Source organism: Ilumatobacter nonamiensis YM16-303 (assembly GCF_000350145.1).
In the GTDB taxonomy this organism is placed as follows: domain Bacteria; phylum Actinomycetota; class Acidimicrobiia; order Acidimicrobiales; family Ilumatobacteraceae; genus Ilumatobacter_A; species Ilumatobacter_A nonamiensis.
Map to the genome: position 1 here is coordinate 1 of NZ_BAOL01000007.1, position 17,273 is coordinate 17,273.

General features: G+C 66.5%; 19 protein-coding genes. 16 read left to right on the forward strand and 3 right to left on the reverse strand.

Going from position 1 to position 17,273, the window contains the following annotated elements:
• The first annotated feature begins 139 nt into the window (after positions 1-139).
• Positions 140-526, forward strand: a complete 387-nt coding sequence (locus ON45_RS00860; RefSeq protein WP_040491109.1) for a hypothetical protein — start codon at positions 140-142, stop codon at positions 524-526.
• A 210-nt stretch (positions 527-736) separates the two neighbouring features.
• Here ON45_RS00860 and ON45_RS00865 read toward each other — a convergent pair whose 3' ends face one another.
• Positions 737-1,183 (reverse strand): GNAT family N-acetyltransferase, encoded by a 447-nt coding sequence (locus ON45_RS00865; protein ID WP_040491110.1) that lies wholly within the window; start codon positions 1,181-1,183, stop codon positions 737-739.
• Between the two features lie 118 nt (positions 1,184-1,301).
• On the opposite strand from ON45_RS00865, the gene ON45_RS00870 reads away from it, so the two are divergent.
• A complete protein-coding gene (locus ON45_RS00870; protein WP_040491111.1) occupies positions 1,302-1,691 on the forward strand; it encodes a VOC family protein in 390 nt (129 codons plus the stop codon).
• Positions 1,692-1,758: 67 nt separating this feature from the next.
• On the opposite strand, the gene ON45_RS00875 is transcribed toward ON45_RS00870, so the two are convergent.
• Complete coding sequence (locus ON45_RS00875; protein ID WP_040491112.1) at positions 1,759-1,974, reverse strand: hypothetical protein; 216 nt, start codon at positions 1,972-1,974, stop codon at positions 1,759-1,761.
• Between the two features lie 261 nt (positions 1,975-2,235).
• Between ON45_RS00875 and urtA the strand changes: the two genes are divergently transcribed.
• The 12 genes from urtA to ON45_RS00935 all read left to right on the forward strand — a co-directional run bounded on the left by urtA (position 2,236) and on the right by ON45_RS00935 (position 13,366).
• Positions 2,236-3,552, forward strand: coding sequence for an urea ABC transporter substrate-binding protein (urtA, locus tag ON45_RS00880; RefSeq protein WP_051062204.1), 1,317 nt, complete (start codon positions 2,236-2,238; stop codon positions 3,550-3,552).
• Positions 3,553-3,650: 98 nt separating this feature from the next.
• A complete protein-coding gene (gene urtB, locus ON45_RS00885; RefSeq protein ID WP_040491114.1) occupies positions 3,651-4,535 on the forward strand; it encodes an urea ABC transporter permease subunit UrtB in 885 nt (294 codons plus the stop codon).
• A gap of 101 nt (positions 4,536-4,636) precedes the next feature.
• Positions 4,637-5,752 carry an urea ABC transporter permease subunit UrtC gene (urtC, locus tag ON45_RS00890; RefSeq protein WP_051062210.1) on the forward strand — a complete coding sequence of 372 codons (1,116 nt, stop codon included), beginning with the start codon at positions 4,637-4,639 and terminating at the stop codon, positions 5,750-5,752.
• Complete coding sequence (gene urtD / locus ON45_RS00895; RefSeq protein ID WP_040491115.1) at positions 5,749-6,516, forward strand: urea ABC transporter ATP-binding protein UrtD; 768 nt, start codon at positions 5,749-5,751, stop codon at positions 6,514-6,516. Before urtC ends, urtD begins: the two co-directional genes overlap by 4 nt.
• A 4-nt stretch (positions 6,517-6,520) precedes the next feature.
• A complete protein-coding gene (locus ON45_RS00900; RefSeq protein ID WP_040491116.1) occupies positions 6,521-7,201 on the forward strand; it encodes an ATP-binding cassette domain-containing protein in 681 nt (226 codons plus the stop codon).
• Positions 7,202-7,206: 5 nt separating this feature from the next.
• Entirely contained in the window at positions 7,207-7,887 is a 681-nt protein-coding gene (locus ON45_RS00905; RefSeq protein WP_040491117.1) for an urease subunit gamma, read from the forward strand.
• Positions 7,884-9,590, forward strand: coding sequence for an urease subunit alpha (locus ON45_RS00910; RefSeq protein WP_040491118.1), 1,707 nt, complete (start codon positions 7,884-7,886; stop codon positions 9,588-9,590). The genes ON45_RS00905 and ON45_RS00910 overlap by 4 nt, the downstream gene beginning before the upstream one ends.
• Before the next feature lie 6 nt (positions 9,591-9,596).
• The gene (locus ON45_RS00915; protein ID WP_040491120.1) at positions 9,597-10,286 is read left to right on the forward strand and encodes an urease accessory protein UreF; all 690 of its coding nucleotides are present in this window, start codon (positions 9,597-9,599) and stop codon (positions 10,284-10,286) included.
• A gap of 20 nt (positions 10,287-10,306) precedes the next feature.
• Positions 10,307-10,993 (forward strand): urease accessory protein UreG, encoded by a 687-nt coding sequence (gene ureG, locus ON45_RS00920; protein WP_051062206.1) that lies wholly within the window; start codon positions 10,307-10,309, stop codon positions 10,991-10,993.
• Complete coding sequence (locus tag ON45_RS20805; RefSeq protein ID WP_051062207.1) at positions 10,990-11,739, forward strand: urease accessory protein UreD; 750 nt, start codon at positions 10,990-10,992, stop codon at positions 11,737-11,739. Before ureG ends, ON45_RS20805 begins: the two co-directional genes overlap by 4 nt.
• 30 nt (positions 11,740-11,769) lie before the next feature.
• Complete coding sequence (locus tag ON45_RS20810) at positions 11,770-12,444, forward strand: TetR/AcrR family transcriptional regulator (protein ID WP_051062208.1); 675 nt, start codon at positions 11,770-11,772, stop codon at positions 12,442-12,444.
• Between the two features lie 13 nt (positions 12,445-12,457).
• The gene (locus ON45_RS00935; protein WP_040491122.1) at positions 12,458-13,366 is read left to right on the forward strand and encodes a TauD/TfdA dioxygenase family protein; all 909 of its coding nucleotides are present in this window, start codon (positions 12,458-12,460) and stop codon (positions 13,364-13,366) included.
• Positions 13,367-13,466: 100 nt separating this feature from the next.
• Here the strand turns inward: ON45_RS00935 and ON45_RS00940 are convergent, their stop codons facing one another.
• Positions 13,467-15,173, reverse strand: a complete 1,707-nt coding sequence (locus tag ON45_RS00940) for a DUF3892 domain-containing protein (RefSeq protein WP_040491124.1) — start codon at positions 15,171-15,173, stop codon at positions 13,467-13,469.
• Between the two features lie 121 nt (positions 15,174-15,294).
• Between ON45_RS00940 and ON45_RS00945 the strand changes: the two genes are divergently transcribed.
• Both ON45_RS00945 and ON45_RS00950 read left to right on the forward strand, forming a co-directional pair.
• Positions 15,295-16,461, forward strand: a complete 1,167-nt coding sequence (locus ON45_RS00945) for a M20 aminoacylase family protein (protein ID WP_040491125.1) — start codon at positions 15,295-15,297, stop codon at positions 16,459-16,461.
• A gap of 58 nt (positions 16,462-16,519) precedes the next feature.
• Complete coding sequence (locus ON45_RS00950) at positions 16,520-17,221, forward strand: GNAT family N-acetyltransferase (RefSeq protein WP_040491127.1); 702 nt, start codon at positions 16,520-16,522, stop codon at positions 17,219-17,221.
• Positions 17,222-17,273 lie beyond the last annotated feature (52 nt).

Here is a 17,273-nt window from a genome sequence, read left to right on the forward strand (position 1 = left end):
CCATATCAACCTCGGCCGAAGTGAAGGGGCGAAGCGGCGTTCACGCGTCCGGACATGTACTTCGCACGAGTTGAGACAAGTGGGTCGCATCAAAGTTGCCATCGGGTTCAGCGATGCCGCACGGCACACTGTCAGGCGCATGTGGGGCCCGAACGGTCGATTCGGCGAACTGGTCGTCGGCTGGGCGTTCGTCTTCGTCGCGGCGCTGCTGGTGGTGGGGATGGTCGGTCGAGCCATCCTGGGGAACTCGGAGAGTCTGTGGGAGTGGCCGGCCATGCTCGCGATCGCCGCGCTGATCCTTTTCGTCGGGATTGCCAACCTGGCGAAGACGCCCCCACCCTGGATGGTGCCAGCGGTATTGGGAAGCTCTGGCGTCTTCTTCCTCGTGATGGGCGTCTCCGCACTGCTCGCACCCGCCGTCGCGTCCCGTCTCCTCGGCGGGGTCGTGTCCTCCATGGGCGCGTTGTTGCTGGTCGAGTGCTGGCAACGGAGCCGGCGCAGGAAGCGGAGCGGTCGGGGACGCTGACGCAGGCCCGTCGCCCTCACGCGACTTCTTGCAGAACGTGCCATTCTGGAGCCGACCATCCGTCCGCTGGTTGACGGTTCCCTTTCTTCCGGTTCGCCACACAGCACGAGCGAGGCCGGGTTGCGATTGTCGACCGGTGCGTCGTGCACGGCGGTCGTTCGGAAGAAGTGCCGCTCTGCTCGGACCTGCGAACGGATGCGACCCCGATCATCACAAGGTGAGCCGCGCCACCTTCTCGTCTTCGTCCCAGTCGCCGGTCGGCACGAAACCGAGTCCGATGTAGAACCCTTCCGGCCCGCCGTCACCGAGAACCCATGAGGTGAACAACTCCGTCGCACCACGTCGGCGACACTCCTCCGCAGCGAGCATCAACGCCGCGCGCCCGTACCCCTTTCCCTGATGATCTGCGCCGATCATCAGCCGCCAGAGTTGGTAGGGCCGGCCGTCATCGTCGTCCGGGTCGAATTGCAGCATGATGAACCCAACGACCGTGCTGTCGACCACGACAGCTTGCGGCCATGCAATGTGACGCTCCGCGTACGCCTGAGCGAGCGACCACGGATTCGACGCGACGAACTCGTCCTGACCCGGGGCGACGACGAGGTCGTACACGTCGCCCACGTTGTCGGCAGTGATCTCGGCGAGTTCCACGTGCACAGGGGAGAACGTAGCTCTGCGTGACCGGGCAAGCTCGTCCCGGTCGATGGCATCACGGTCCCCACTAGTGTCGAACCCGCAGTGCCAGGGGGAGCGCGCATGATCGTGAGGAGGCAACGTGCCTGACATCCGAGCTCGAGGAATCATCCCGTACGTGTTCTGTGCCGACGCTGGAGCGGTTGCCGACTGGTGTGTGAGCGTCTTGGGATTCGTCGAGCGCGAGCGATGGCCGGACGAGAACGGCGTCGTCCGCAATGTGGAACTGATCGTGGGCGACAGCGAGGTCTGGCTCGACGGGCCGGTACCCGACTGGAAGGACCGAACCGGCGGCTTGGGATCGTGGACCGGCTTCCTCGTCGATGACGTCGACAGCGTCTACGAACAACTCGTCGCAGCGGGCGTCGGACTCGAAGCATCACGAACCCGCGACCACAGCGTCCGCGAGATCACCGTCGAGGACCCCGAAGGCCATGCATGGGGGTTCGTGCAACGCCTCACGGACGCGTGAACGCGTCGACGAAGGGTCACCGGCGAGCAAGCCGAACCCGTCCGAACCCGGGTCACGTTGCCGCCGCTCAGTCGTTCGCCGACTGAGCGTCCTCGAGCTCGAAGGGATCGAGCGTCTCCGGGTCGATGCCGGAATCGATGGCGGTCATGACCGTTGTTGCTCGGGCTTCGTCCAACGTCGTGCCGTCGCTGCCCCGACGCCAGTACGGAAGGCTCCCGATCCGGTCGCGCCGGTACCCGGCCGTGTCCATGAGGAACTGACGGACCGCTCGGGTCTCGTACATCCCCTACCGGACGACCGTCGGTTCGTTACCTTCCTCCCCTCCACATCGCCCTCGAGCCCGAGAGACGGGTGGCGCCGGACATGGATCGAGCTGCTCGGCTTGTCGCTCCCACCTGGTCGCCCACGTCCTCGACAGGCAGCGTGCTGCCTTCACGGTTCGGACATACCCCGGAAATCTGTCACTTGTACTTTCTCGAACGTTCACCGGGAGGACGCTTCGTTCGAGCGGTGGGCATCGTGAACAACCCCCCAAAGGAGCCCCATGCGTTACCGAGATCCTCTTCGATTTGCCGTGCCTCTGGTCGCCTCGTTCGCCTTGGTGGCGAGCGCCTGCGGCAGCGACGGCGACAGTGATTCCAGCGCGAGCGATTCCAGCACGAGCGACGCCCCCGACAGCACCGAAGCGACCGACGGCACCGCAGCGTCGGACGGGACCGAGGCGGCATCCGGCGACATCTGCGTCGAAGGTGACAACGTCCAGCTCGGCTTCTTGAACTCGACCTCGGGCGTCATGGCCATCAGTGAACAAACCGTGCGCGACTCGCTGATGCTCGCTGCCGCAGAGATCAACGCCGACGGCGGGATCATGGGCAAGCAGATCGAGTTCATCGAGGAGGACGGCCAGAGCGAGCCGACGATCTTCGCCGAGAAGATCAACAAACTGCTCACCGACGACAACGTTGCTGCCGTGTTCGGCGGATGGACCTCGGCCTCGCGCAAGGCCATGCTGCCCGTGGTCGAGGGGGCGAACGGCCTGCTGTTCTACCCGGTGCAGTACGAGGGCCTCGAGGCGTCGCCGAACATCTACTACACCGGTGCCACCACCAATCAGCAGATCATTCCGGCGATGGACTTCCTGGCATCGGAGGGAGTCGAGACGTTGTTCCTCGCAGGATCCGACTACGTGTTCCCGCGCACCGCGAACAAGATCATCAAGCAGTACGCCGAGGAACTCGGCATCGAGATCGTCGGCGAGGAATACGTGCCACTCGACAGCGACGACTGGACGACGCAGGTCGCCAAGATCGCCGACGCCCAGCCCGACTTCGTGTTCAACACCATCAACGGTTCGTCCAACGTGGGCTTCATCAAGGCCTACGACGAAGCCGGCCTCGGTGCCGACAACTCGCCGATCATCTCGGTGTCGATCGCCGAAGAGGAGGCACCGTCGATGGGTGTCGACCTCACCGGTCAGTACGCCTCGTGGAACTACTTCCAGAGCGTCGAGAGCCCCGAGAACGAAGCGTTCATCGCAGCGTTCCAGGACGAGTACGGAGATCGGCCGACCTCGGATCCGATGGAAGCGGCGTACACGTCGCTCTACCTCTACAAGAACATGGTCGAGAAGGCGGAGTCGTTCTGCGTCGATGCCGTGAACGCAGCGTCCGACGGAGTCACCTTCGAGGCACCGGAAGGACTGGTGACCGTCGACGGTGAGAACCATCACATCGCCAAGACCGGTCTGATCGGCCAGATCAACGCGGAGAACCAGTTCGACATCGTCTGGAGCTCCGACGCCCCGATCGAGCCCGACCCGTTCCTCGAGGGATACAGCTGGTGGGACTCGAGCGAGGAGTGATCCCGACTCGTTGAACGACGTGACCGTGGGTGCCGTGCTTCGGTACGGCACCCACGGCCAGACCCCCAGCTCGGAACGACGACTCGAAAGCGGCATCGATGGACCTTCTCACCACCCCCTTCCTGACCGGAACGGCGAACGGCGCGATCTTGCTGATGGCCGCCCTCGGCCTCACCCTCACCTTCGGTCAGATGGGCGTGATCAACATGGCGAACGGCGAGTTCCTCATGGTGGGCGCGTACATGGCCTACCTCACGCAGCAGGTGTTGGGCACGTCGGGTCTGTCGATCCTCATCGCACTCCCCGTGGCGTTCATCATCGCCGGCCTCCTCGGGCTGCTCCTCGAGGTCACCGTGATCCAATGGATGTACGAGAGACCCCTGGACACACTGCTGGCAACTGTCGGTGTGGCGCTCGTACTCCAGCAACTGGCCCAGGACATCTTCGGCGCACAAGGTGACCCGGTGACCGCGCCGAGTTGGCTCGGCGGGCGCCTCTCGGTGTTCGGGTACGAGTGGCCGCATCGCCAGCTCTTCACCATCGTCCTCGCGTTGACCGCGCTCGGCGCACTCAGCGCCCTCCTCAAGTACAGCAGCTTCGGCCGACAGATCCGAGCGACCGTCCAGAACCGACAACTCGCCGAAACGCTCGGCGTCTCGACTCGGAACGTCGACCGCCTCACCTTCTTCCTCGGTTCCGGTCTGGCCGGGCTCGGCGGAGTCGCCATCGCGCTCATCTCGGGCACGAACCCGACCCTCGGCACGGCGTACATCATCCCGGCGTTTCTCGTCGTCGTCGTCGGAGGTGTCGGGCAGCTCAAGGGGACGGTGATCGCTGCATGGGTCGTCGGCGTGGCGACCGCCTTCCTGACCGACCGCACCAGCGGGAGCACGGCACAGGTCATCATCTTCGCCCTCGTGGTGATCTTCCTCGTGATCAGGCCACAGGGCCTCTTCACCGTCCGGACGAGGTCGTTGGCGTGACGAGCACTGCGACCGAAACAAGCGGGCCGCCGGACGCAGCAGAACCGGAAACCTCCGACGAGCAGCCGTCGAAGTCGCTCACGCCGTCGCTGGCTCGGCGGATGAGCAGCTACGGGTCACTGGTCGGGATCGCCATCCTGGCGTTCGTGCTCCTCGTGTGGGCTCCCAGCACACTGACTTCGTTCCGCCTCGGAAACCTCGGGCGGTACTGCGCGATGGCACTCGCCTCCATGGGCATCGGACTGGCCTGGGGTCGTGGCGGCATGCTCGTGTTGGGCCAGGGGGTGTTCTTCGGCATCGGCGGCTATGCGATGGCGATGCACATGAAGCTCGAGGCCGCCGGTCCCGGCGGTGTGCCCGACTTCATGACGCTGTACGGCGACGGCACCATGCCGGGCTGGTGGGAACCGTTTCGCAGCGGGCCGTTCACCGTTTTCGCGATCATCGCGATGCCCGCGGTCGTGTCGTTCGTGCTCGGCTACGCGATCTTGAAGCGACGGGTGAAGGGCGCGTACTTCGCGATCCTCACGCAGGCCATGGCGGTCGCGTTCTCGACACTGCTGGTGGCGACGATCACGCAGACCGGCGGATTCAACGGACTCAACTCGTTCTCGACGTTCTTCGGGCACAACCTGTTCGACCCGCAAGTTCAGAAGAACGTCTACCGACTCGCCGCGGGACTCGTGATCGTGTTCCTCGTGATTCTCTGGCAGCTGTACCGGAGTCGATACGGCGAACTCCTCCTCGCGACCCGAGACGGCGAGGAGCGCATCCGCTTCCTCGGTTACGACCCCGCCAACGTCAAGTTGGTCGCCTTCATGGTGGCGGCGGTCATGGCGAGCATCGGCGGTGCCTTGTTCGTCCCCATCGCCGGCATCATCTCGCCGCTCGATGTGGACGCCTCGGCGTCGATCTTCTTGCTCGCCGGCGTCGCTCTGGGCGGCCGGGCCTCGCTGTTCGGCCCGGTGCTCGGAGCGATCGCCGTCGGATACGGCCGATCGACGCTGTCCGAGAACTTCCCGACGCAGTGGAGCTACTTCCTGGGCGCGCTCTTCATCCTCGTCGTGCTGCTGCTTCCGGGGGGCGTTGCTTCGCTGTGGCCGATGCTCAGAGCACGGTGGTCCTCGTCGTCCGAGCCGTCCCGGTCGAGTTCGACCGGCGACGACGCTGTCGAGTCCGGCGACGCCGACCGAGTTGCACCGGCGGCCACATCATGACCGCCTCGTTCCTCGGCCAGGACTATCTCGAGATCCGCAACCTGACCGTGGATTTCGATGGCTTCAAGGCCGTCGACGGAGTCGACATCACGCTGCATCAGGGCCGGCTGCACTTCCTCATCGGCCCGAACGGTGCCGGCAAGACCACCCTCGTCGACGCGCTGACCGGACTCGTGAGCGGGACCGGAGAGGCCACGTTCCGCCACCACGACCTCCTGTCGATGCGCTCGCACGAAATCGTCCGCCTCGGGATCGGACGGACGTTCCAGACGGCATCGGTGTTCGAACAGCTCAGCGTGCTCGAGAACCTGGACATCGCCGCGGGACTGCACCGGAGTGCTCTCCGTTCGCTTCGCGCCCGCCGCACGGTTCCCGAACCGGTCGAGCAAGCTCTCGACACGATCGGTCTGACGGCGCTCGCGCACCGACCTGCCGGCATCCTCGCCCACGGGCAGAAACAGTGGCTCGAGATCGGCATGTTGCTGGTGCAGGACGCGCAACTGATGTTCCTCGACGAGACCGTCGCAGGAATGAGCGGAGACGAGCGCGACGAGACCGGTGAGCTCTTGAAGCGGATCGTCGCCGACCGCACGATCGTGGTGATCGAACACGACATGGAGTTCCTGCGGCGCTACGCCGACTTCGTGACGGTGATGCACACGGGGACCGTGCTCGCGGAGGGCTCGGTGGCGGACGTACAGGCCGATCAACGAGTCCAAGAGGTCTATCTGGGAACTGCGACGGAGGCGGCGACGCATGGCTGAACCAATGCTCGAACTGATCGGCGTCACCGCCGGATACGGCCGATCGATGGTCTTGTTCGACGTCGATCTCGCGGTTCCCAACGGAGGCGCAGCGGCAGTGCTCGGACACAACGGTGCCGGCAAGACCACGCTGTTGCGAGTCGCCGTCGGGTTGATCCCGGTGAGGTCCGGAACCGTGCGACTCGACGGGCAGGACGTCACCAAGATGCGCCCGAACCGCAGAGTGCGCAAAGGACTGGGCTACGTCCCGCAGGGCCAACTCTGCTTCCCGCAGATGACGACCCTCGAGAACCTCCAGTTGGTTTCCAACGTCCGATCCGAGATCGACGGGGTGCTCGACACGTTCCCTGCCCTGACCGGGCTCTTGAGTCGACCCGCCGGTCTGCTGTCGGGCGGTCAACGCCAGCAACTCTCGATCGCCCGCACCTTGCTGGGTCAACCGCGACTGTTGATCCTCGACGAACCGACGGAAGGGATCCAGCCCAACGTGGTCGCCGAGATCGAGCAGGTCATCGTCGACCTCACCGCCCGCGGCGACCTCACGGTGCTGTTGGTCGAGCAACACGTCGGGTTCGCGCTCCGTTCGACCGACCGGTACTTCACGCTCGAGTCAGGCCGCGTCACGGGCACCGGTGAGGGTGGGGAGCACTCGCTGGACGCGGTCCGCCAGGCGATGGCAGTCTGACCCGCATGCGACTGTCACCTCATGAACAGGAACGACTGCTGCTGCACTCCGCTGCTGCCGTCGCCCGCGCCCGGCGAGACCGCGGACTGCTCCTGAACTATCCGGAGGCGGTGGCGGTGCTCACCTCGTGGGTCCTGGAGTCGGCGCGCGACGGCTGTCGGGTCCACGATCTGATGGAGGACGGCCGACACGTGCTGACACGAGACGACGTGATGGAGGGGGTCCCCGAGATGCTGCCCGAGGTGCAGGTCGAAGCGACGTTCCCCGACGGAACCAAGCTCGTGACGCTGCACGATCCGATCAGTGCCGGCGGAGCGTCGAGTACGGGGCATCCGATGATTCCTGGCGAGATCGCCGGACCCGATGATCCGATCGAGATCAACGCGGGTCGACCCGTGACCACGTTGCGCGTCGAGAACGGCGGCGACCGACCCATTCAGGTGGGTTCGCACTACCACTTCGCCGAGGCCAACCCGGCGCTCGTCTTCGACCGTCAGGAGGCTTACGGTCGTCGTCTCGACGTCCCGGCCGGAACCGCGGTGCGGTTCGAACCGGGCATCGCGATGTTCGTCGATCTCGTCCCGTTCGTCGGTGATCGAGTCATCCCCGGATTGCGTCGCCAGGTCGGCGGCCCGCTCGATGGATCGCCCGGCGCCACGTCGGCGTCAGCGACACGGGTCCGATGAGCTTCATCGAACGGGAGCGCTATCGGGCGCTGTACGGGCCGACCGCCGGCGATCGGGTTCGTCTGGCCGATACCGACCTGTGGATCGAGATCACCGAGGACCGGTGCGTCGGCGGCGACGAGGTCGTGTTCGGCGGTGGCAAGGTGATTCGTGAGTCGATGGGTCAGTCGACACGTTCGCGCGCCGACGGGGCTCCTGACCTCGTGATCACGGGAGCGATCATCCTCGACCACTGGGGCGTCGTGAAGGCCGACATCGGCGTCCGTGACGGTCGGATCGTCGGGATCGGCAAGGCCGGGAACCCCGACACCATGGACAGCGTCGACCCGGCGCTGGTCATCGGCCCCTCGACCGAGATCCTGTCCGGCAACGGTCGGATCGTCACGGCCGGCGCGATCGATTGCCACGTCCATCTCATCTGCCCACAGCTCTTCGACGAAGCACTCGCCACCGGAATCACCACGATCGTCGGAGGCGGAACAGGTCCGGCGGAAGGCACGAAGGCCACCACCGTGACCGGGGCGTGGCACCTCGAGCGCATGCTCGAAGCGCTCGACCACTGGCCCGTCAACGTCGCCCTGCTCGGCCAAGGCAACACCGCCAACGAAGCGGCGCTCTGGGAGCAGTTGCGTGCCGGCGCCGCTGGGTTCAAACTCCACGAGGACTGGGGCACCACGCCGGCGGTGATCGACACCGCGCTGCGCGTCGCCGATGCGTCGGGCGTGCAGGTCGCCATCCACACCGACACCCTCAACGAGGCCGGGTACGTCGAGAGCACGCTCGATGCCATCGCGGGGCGATCGATCCACACGTTCCACACCGAGGGCGCCGGGGGTGGCCACGCTCCCGACATCATGACCGTCGCGTCGCACCCGAACGTCCTGCCGTCGTCGACCAACCCGACCCGGCCGCACACGGTGAACACCGTCGACGAGCACCTCGACATGTTGATGGTGTGCCACCATCTGAACCCCGCTGTGCCCGAGGACCTGGCCTTCGCCGACAGCCGGATCCGGCCGTCGACGATCGCTGCCGAGGACATCCTCCACGACCTCGGCGCGATCTCGATGATCGGTTCGGACTCGCAGGCGATGGGTCGCATCGGCGAAGTGGTGCTGCGGACCTGGCAGACGGCGCACGTCATGAAGGCGCGTCGAGGCACTCTCGAAGGAGACGGGGTGGCCGACAACCTGCGTGCCCGTCGGTACGTCTCCAAGTACACGATCTGCCCCGCCATCGCCCACGGTCTCCAGCGTGACGTCGGCTCGGTCGAGGTCGGCAAGCTGGCCGACCTCGTCCTGTGGGATCCTGCGTTCTTCGGGGTGCGGCCTCACGCCGTGCTCAAGGGCGGCATGATCGCCTGGGCGACGATGGGCGATGCCAACGCCTCGATCCCGACGCCGCAGCCGGAACTGCCCCGGCCGATGTTCGCCGCGGCTCCCGCGGTGGCACCGGGTCGTTCGGTCGCGTGGGTTGCGCAGGCGGCGATCGACGACGGCCTCGCCGACCGGTTGGAGGTGCGGCGCGCGCTCGTGCCGATCGACGACACTCGCTCGGTCGGCAAGGTGGACCTGCCGCTGAACGATGCGATGCCCGACATCGACATCGATGCCGACACGTTCGCCGTGCGGATCGACGGCGAGCTCATCACCGAGCAGCCGGCCGTCGAGTTGCCGATGGCGCAGCGTTATTTCCTGTTCTGATCCCTGATGGATGCTGCGCTGCTCCTGCTCGTCGACGGACGCTTTCCCGCGGGTGGCCACGCCTACTCCGCCGGAGTCGAGGCGGCCGCCGCCGTCGGCGACGTGGTCGACACACCGACGCTCGAGCGATACCTGCTCGGACGGATTGCGACGACCGGCCGGGTCGACGCCGCCTTCGCGGCCAACTCGTGCGCTCGCCTGCAGTGTGCGACCGATGCCGATGCACTCGCAGTCCTCGTTGCGAACCTGGATGAGGAGTACTCGGCGCGTACGCCGTCGCCGTACCTTCGCCACACGAGTCGTCGACTCGGTCGTCAGCTGCTCCGAGCCGTCACCAGGATCTGGACGACTCCAGCGATCGGTGCCGTGTCGGCGGTCGCGGGTGGCGCTCATCAGCCCATTGCACTCGGGGCGGCCGTCGCAGCCGCCGGCGGTGACGCGAACGACGCGACAGCGCTGTCGTTCCACCACCTCACCGCTGCCGTCACCTCGGCCGCCGTCCGCCTGCTCGGCCTCGATCCGATCGAACTCGCAGTCGTGCAGGAGCGGGTGGGACGCCGCTGCGACGGCTTCCGCTCCGACGCCACCGAGTGGGCATCCATGGCACCTGCCGACCTTCCTGCGTGGGGCGGTTCCCTGACCGAAATCCTGGGCGAGCACCACGGCTCGCTCGACGCGCGTATGTTCGTCGCCTGACAACCTCCGGAGTCTCCAACATGTCCCCACCCCACGGCCCCCACGGCCTCTTCCAGAACGACGTGCGTCCCGCGGCGCGACCACCGAGCGTCGACCGCGCACTGAGGATCGGCGTGGGAGGACCCGTCGGCAGCGGCAAGACGACGCTGGTCGGATCACTGTGTCGGCTGCTCCGAGACGAGTTGTCGCTCGTGGTCGTCACCAACGACATCTTCACCTCCGAGGACGCACAGGCACTGCGCTCGGCGGCGGCGCTGCCGGCCGACCGGATCGTCGCGGTCGAGACAGGATGCTGTCCGCACACCGCGATCCGAGACGACATCGCGGCCAACCTCGATGCGGTCGAACAGGTCGAGTCGCTCCACCATCGTGTCGACGTGACGTTCGTCGAATCCGGCGGGGACAACCTGACGGCGATCTTCAGCCAGGGTCTCGTCGACGTCCAGATCTTCGTGATCGACACCGCCGGCGGCGATGACGTGCCACGAAAGGGTGGTCCCGGGGTCGCCCTCGCCGACCTCCTGGTGATCAACAAGGTCGACCTGGCACCGTACGTGGCTGCCGACGTCGACCTGATGCTGAGCGATGCCACCGCTCGGCGAGACGGTCGTCCGGTGATGCGATCGTCGCTGGTTGATCCCGAAGGCGCCGGTGAGATCGCCGACTGGATCCGGCACTCGCTGGAGCACTGGCGAACGGGCGAGTGAAAGCGTCGGCCACGATCGCCGTCGCTCGTTGCGGCGAGCGGGACGTGGTCATCGACCAGCGCTGCTCCGCACCGTTCAGCGTTCGCCAGTGCGATGGACGGATCCTGCTCGCGTCCTCGGCAGCCGCGCCGGTGGGTGGCGACGAACTCGAGCTGACCGTCGACGTCGGCGCGGGCGCGCTGGTCTCGGTGGGCTCGGTTGCAGCCAGCATGGTCTGGCCCGGTGTCGGCGGCGAGTCCTCGTCGATGACGACAACGTGTGCAGTCGGCGATGCCGCGCATCTCGACCTCTCGCTGGAGCCGACCATCTCGCTGGCGCGATCTCGTCATCGCACCACCACGTTGGTCCGGCTCGGCAGTGACGCCACCTGCCGGGTCCTCGAGGAGACCGTGCTGGGACGTCGAGACGAGGTGTCGGGCCGGCTCGACCTGTCACTGCGCGTCGAGCGCGACGGACGACCGATTCTCCATCATGATGAGCGGTTCGGCCCCGATGTCCCCGGAGCGTGGAGCTCGGTGTCGGTCGGCGCGGGTCGCCACGTCGTCTCGGCGGTGCTCGTGGGGATCGACCCCGGGCCACCCGAGGTCTGCGTCGAAGCCGACCGTTCGGCCGCGTGGCTCCCGGTCGCAGCTGATGCCGCGGTGGCCATGGCGGTCGGCCCTGATCGTCCCAGCACCATGAACATGTTGGCTGCCCTGCACCCGGCACTGGTACGAACGGCGCCGGTCTCGAAGCCGAGGGCTTGACTTTTAAGGAACGATCCTCAAAATGGTCGTGTGGCAACGAGCACGAGATCGGAGCAGGCCAAGCGCCGCATGATCGACGCCGCCGAGCGACTGGTTGCCGAACGGGGTCTGGCTGCAGTGTCGGCGAGTGAGGTACTGGTCGCGGCGGGCCAGCGCAACAAGGGGGCGATCTCGTACCACTTCGGAACCTGGGACGGCCTCGTCGAAGAGATTCTGGTGACCCGAATGGCCGAGGTCGCCCGACGCCGCGACGAACTGCTCCGTGCGATCGATCGCGAGGCGGACCCCACCACCCGCGATTTGGTCGAGGCGCTGATCCGGCCGTTTGCCGAGCGATGCATCCACGACCCGAGCAGTTGCTGGGCGCGTTTCCTCTACCGGTGCATGTCCGATCCTCACGTCGCCACGATCGTCGAGCGCAGCGTCGAAGGCCGCACGTTCCGGAGCATCAACGCTCGTCTCGTCGAGCACGGTGCCCACGTGCCCGACGTGCTGCGACGACGTCGTGTCCACAGCGCATTCGCCACCGCCGTCAGCCGCCTGGCCGACTTCGAGATCCAACGCGATGGCGACCTCGATCCCGGTCTCTCGATCGACGTCGTGCTGAGTGACGTCATCGACATGGGCGTCGCGATTATCGACCAACCAGCGTCCGCGCAGACGCTCGAACTCCTCGACCGAGCTCACATCTCAACAGCATCCTGAACGGAGCACACTCATGACCACCACTCTCGACATGGGACCACGCGTCTTCCCCCGCATCCCCGACACCTTCGAGCCGTTCGACTATCGACGACTCTCGATCCGGCCGTGCACGCCGACGATCGGCGCCGAGATCGAAGGTCTCGATCTCGGGTCCGACATCGACGAGGAGACCTGGATCGAACTCCACGAGGCACTGCTCGAATGGAAGGTCCTGTTCTTCCGCGACCAAGACATCGATCGCGCGCAGCACCGAGCCTTCGCCGAGCACTGGGGCGAGCTCGAACAACATCCGTTCTTCAAGTACGTGCAGCCCGGCCAGACCGATGTCGACGTGGTCACGCTGGCCAAGGATGCGATCACCGGCGGGTACGAGAACGAGTGGCACACCGACATCACCTGGAACGAGACTCCCGCGTTCGGAGCGGTGCTGCGTGCCATCGAGATCCCCGACGTGGGCGGCGACACGCTGTGGGCCGACGCCGGCGCCGCATACGACGGCCTGTCCGACGACATCAAGGCACGCATCGACAATCGCACTGCGGTCCACGACTGGCGCTTCTCGTTCGGGCTGACCATGCCCGACGACGCGGTCGAGATGCTCCACGAGGAGTTCCCACCGGTCGAGCACCCGATCGTGCGGATCCACCCCGAGACCGGTCGACGCACCATCTTCGTCAACCCGATCTTCACGCAACGCGTCGTCGGGATGGACGCCGCGGAGAGCGACGAACTCCTCGCGATCCTCTACCGGCAGATGACCCGCGCCGAGTTCCAGGTCCGCTTCCGCTGGACGCCCGGCGCGGTCGCGTTCTGGGACAACCGTGCGACGCAGCACTACGCCTCGAGCGACTATCACCCGCAGCGCCGGGTGATGGACCGCATCAGCATCGCCGGCGACCGCCCGTTCGGGCCACCCGACTGACGACCGAGCACGGGTCGACGCGCCGTACGTCCGCGTGCCGGCGGTGACGCGACTCGTGCGGGACACGGCCAGCGCCTCGGGTTCTCCGCCGCGTCAACGATCAGGTGAAGGTCGGGAGCATCTCCAGATTGTTCGCCGTCGACGCGTCGGCGTAGGCACGGAAGTAGGGATTGGCGTTGCTCGGGTGCAGCAGCTGGTAGCCGGGAAGCACGATCACCCCGGCGTCCTGGAGGGCGACCGCGTCGGCCACTCCGAGCCGGGCTCCGTTGCCGAATTCGAACTCCTGAATCACCGTGTCACGCCGACGAATGCGCGTCGGTGACAGACAGACCGTGGCCAGCTTGCCGGCAGGCAGGTGGAGCTCGGCGTCCTCCGGCTCGTCGACCAGCGCGAACGGTGGCTCGATCGGCCGATCCGCGATCCGACCGAACACCTCGGCGATCGGCACGGCTTGCGTCTGGCCGTCACCGCGCTGATACGTGATCGCGTCGAGCTCGCCGGTGGCGGCGTAGTCGAACGAGGCGATGGTGACCACCTCCGGTTCGAACACCTCGACCGTGGCCGTTCCTCCACCCACGACGAATCCACCGGCGTCGACGGTCAGGTCGTCGTACACGGCGTTGACGAGCAGGTTCTGGCGGTACAGCAGCTCGTCCTCCGGATGCGCGCGATGGACAGAGATGGACGAGGGGAGCGAGTCGAGCACGGCGAGGTTGAAGCGGTCGTCGGCGGGCGACGGACGAGCGAGCTGCACCACACCGTCACCACAGCAGAGCACCTCCCGGATGGGCTGGCCGTCGATGCTCGCGTTGATCTCACGCTGCACGATGCCTTCCACGACGTACTCGGCGACCTCGATCGCGATGACGCCGACGACGAAGCCGACTCCGGCGCCGACGAGGAATCCGATCAGGAGCCCGCCGGTGAACACGCCGATGATGAGCCCGACGATCGCACCGGCTGCACCGCCGACGAGCCCACCGAACAAGTTGCCGAGCAACCCGGTGTCGACGTCGGTGGCCGTGTCGATCTCGAACGTGAGCGCGCCACCGGTGATCGCGGCTCGCAGCGTCAGGGTGATCTCCACGTGCGGATCGGGAACGACGTCGATCAGCGGAGAGTCGACCGGGATGTCGCCTTCGAGCACGAACTGCATCACGCCATCGGCCGCGGTGTGCCCGGTCACCCGGGACCACGAGCCCTTCTCGTTCTCGTCGTCCGGGAGCGGGTGCGAGCCATCGTCGGCACGCAGCGTCGTGTGCCAGATGTCGTTCGCGAAACGCTGAATCGTCTCGGAACCGAGGCCGAACGCGATGTCCTGATCGGTGGCGAGGAACGACTGCGCCGCGCCGACGTCACCGCGCGCGAACACCTCGTCGTCGGGCAACGGGTCCACGGACTGCGGTTCGGCGTGGATGTCGAGGTTGGCGAGAAATGCGACCGCGTTCTGGTGATCGGAATCGCCTTCGAGGACGACCTTCACGGGCGGCTCGGCGAGTCCCTGCAGTGCACCGAAGGGCACGACCGTGGGCGGGATGAACGCGCTGTCCGTCGTGAGGGTGAGTTGGCGTGCATCGTCGCTCAGGTCGGCGCGGACGCGGACGACGAGTGACAACCCGGCGACCTCGGCCTCGATCGCGAGATCCCAGTCGGGATCGATGACGACGGCGACCGCGTGGATGACGACCGGGATCCCGCCGGTGTCGAGGGCGTCGTTCTCGATCAGTACCTCGATCGCTCGGTGGAACCAGCCCGCCCCGAGCTGGATCTCCGCGTCGTATCCGGACGTGATGCGATCGGTCTCCATGGCAAGCCTCCCAGTTCGGATCTGACCGTTGCTTCGACCAGAGCCGGCGCCCCGACCGTACGGAACCGTCGTCCACCCGCGCCCCGAATTACGGGCCGACGAGCGCGGGTAGTGTCCGGTCGTGGTGGAGCTGACGGCGGCCGAAGTATCCGACATGCGCGGCTGGCGCCATGATCTCCACCGCCGACCGGAACTCGGCTTCGGTGTCGACGAGACCGCATCGTTCGTCGCGACGTGCCTGCGTGAGTTCGGTGTCGACGAGGTGCACACGGGAATCGGAAGGTCGGGTGTCGTCGGCGTGCTCCGCAACGGCACCGGACCGTCGATCGGGCTGCGGGCCGACATGGATGCGCTCCCGATCCAGGAGGTCGGGGCGCGGGATCATCGATCCGAGGTCGACGGCGTCTTCCACGGGTGCGGTCACGACGGCCACACGGCGATGTTGCTCGGAGCCGCCCGCTACCTGGCCGACGCGAGATCGTTCGAGGGCACCGTCCACCTCGTCTTCCAGCCCGACGAGGAGAACGGTCGGGGAGCGGCGGCGATGATCGACGACGGGTTGTTCGAGCGGTTCGACATGGCGGCCATCTTCGGGATGCACAACAAACCCGGGATGCCGGTCGGGACGTTCGCCACCCGGATCGGCCCGATGATGAGTTCGGAAGACCTGTTCGAGATCGTCATCGTCGGCCGCGGTGGGCACGCCTCGACACCGGAGCGCCACATCGACCCGGTCGTGATCGGCGCGGAGATCATCCAGTCGCTGCAGACGATCGTGTCCCGCTCGGTTGCCGCCATCGAGACCGCCGTCGTGTCGGTCACGGAGGTCACCACCGATGGAGCGCGCAACATCGTGCCGACGACGGTCACCATCCGGGGTGACTGTCGTACGTTCTCGGCCGCGGTACAACACCGGATCGAGGAACGCATGCGCGACCTCGTCTCCGGGATCTGTGCGGCGCACGGTGCCACGGGAACGGTCGACTACTCCCACGAGTTCGTCCCGCTGGTCAACACGGCCGACGAGACAGCGATCGCGATCGGTGCGGCGGCCGCGGTGGTCGGCGCGGCCAATGTGAACGGCGACGGTGATCTGGTCACCGCGTCGGAAGACTTCGCCCGCTACCTCGAGCGCATTCCCGGCTGTTTCATCGACATCGGCAACGGCGAGCACGGCGACTGCGGATCATCGCTCCACAACCCGAGCTACGACTTCAACGACGACGCCCTGGCGATCGGCACGCGCTACTGGGTCCAACTGGTGAGCGAGTACGCGTCGAGGACGTGACGCGAACGCAGGCCCGCTTTCTCGACAGTGGCTACGGTGATGCCGTGGCCGGGCGGGGATGACGACGAACGAGTTCGGACAACCGGTCGGCGCGCCGATCGGGGAGTGGACGGAGCGACCACGTCCCGGGTCGACGCCGCTGGTCGGGCGATGCACGCGTCTCGATCCACTCGATCTGGACGTTCACGCACCGGCGCTCTGGGAAGCGTTCGCTCACGGCCCTGATTCCCTGTGGACGTACATGTCGTTCGGTCCCTTCGGTGACGCGGATGAGTTCGCCGCGACGATCTCGATGATCGCGTCGTCGCCCGGTCTGGCGCCGCTCGTCGTCAGCATCGACGACCGACCGGTCGGTTTCGCGTGCTTCATGCGGATCGAACCGGGACTCGGCGTCGCCGAGATCGGATCGATTTCGTTCTCGCCGTCACTCCAGCGAACGACCGCCGCGACCGAAGCGCTCCACCTGATGATCACCCATCTGTTCGACCTCGGGTATCGACGCTGTGAGTGGAAGTGCGACGACCTGAACGCTCCCTCGCGCGCAGCGGCGACCCGCTTGGGGTTCACCTACGAGGGCACGTTCCGCCAGGCGATGCACTACAAGGGCCGGAACCGCGACACGGCCTGGTTCTCGATCCTCGACGTCGAGTGGCCGGTCCTGCGAGCCGCGAACGAAGCATGGCTGGAGCCCACGAATTTCGACGACGATGGCCAGCAACGACGCGCGCTGAGCGACATCCGTCGCAACCATCCCCGCTGACCGATCCCGCGACGTGAACCATCGGGTGTCAGACACCGGATGGCACCGGATG

Excerpts from the sequence above, each read along its gene's own strand:
- ON45_RS00860 (WP_040491109.1), top strand. The coding sequence starts at position 140 with ATGTGGGGCCCGAACGGTCGATTCGGCGAACTGGTCGTCGGCTGGGCG.
- ON45_RS00875 (WP_040491112.1), bottom strand. The coding sequence starts at position 1,974 with ATGTACGAGACCCGAGCGGTCCGTCAGTTCCTCATGGACACGGCCGGG.
- urtA (WP_051062204.1), top strand. The coding sequence starts at position 2,236 with ATGCGTTACCGAGATCCTCTTCGATTTGCCGTGCCTCTGGTCGCCTCG.
- urtB (WP_040491114.1), top strand. The coding sequence starts at position 3,651 with ATGGACCTTCTCACCACCCCCTTCCTGACCGGAACGGCGAACGGCGCG.
- urtC (WP_051062210.1), top strand. The coding sequence starts at position 4,637 with ATGAGCAGCTACGGGTCACTGGTCGGGATCGCCATCCTGGCGTTCGTG.
- urtD (WP_040491115.1), top strand. The coding sequence starts at position 5,749 with ATGACCGCCTCGTTCCTCGGCCAGGACTATCTCGAGATCCGCAACCTG.
- ON45_RS00900 (WP_040491116.1), top strand. The coding sequence starts at position 6,521 with ATGCTCGAACTGATCGGCGTCACCGCCGGATACGGCCGATCGATGGTC.
- ON45_RS00905 (WP_040491117.1), top strand. The coding sequence starts at position 7,207 with ATGCGACTGTCACCTCATGAACAGGAACGACTGCTGCTGCACTCCGCT.
- ON45_RS00910 (WP_040491118.1), top strand. The coding sequence starts at position 7,884 with ATGAGCTTCATCGAACGGGAGCGCTATCGGGCGCTGTACGGGCCGACC.
- ON45_RS00915 (WP_040491120.1), top strand. The coding sequence starts at position 9,597 with ATGGATGCTGCGCTGCTCCTGCTCGTCGACGGACGCTTTCCCGCGGGT.
- ureG (WP_051062206.1), top strand. The coding sequence starts at position 10,307 with ATGTCCCCACCCCACGGCCCCCACGGCCTCTTCCAGAACGACGTGCGT.
- ON45_RS00935 (WP_040491122.1), top strand. The coding sequence starts at position 12,458 with ATGACCACCACTCTCGACATGGGACCACGCGTCTTCCCCCGCATCCCC.
- ON45_RS00940 (WP_040491124.1), bottom strand. The coding sequence starts at position 15,173 with ATGGAGACCGATCGCATCACGTCCGGATACGACGCGGAGATCCAGCTC.
- ON45_RS00950 (WP_040491127.1), top strand. The coding sequence starts at position 16,520 with ATGACGACGAACGAGTTCGGACAACCGGTCGGCGCGCCGATCGGGGAG.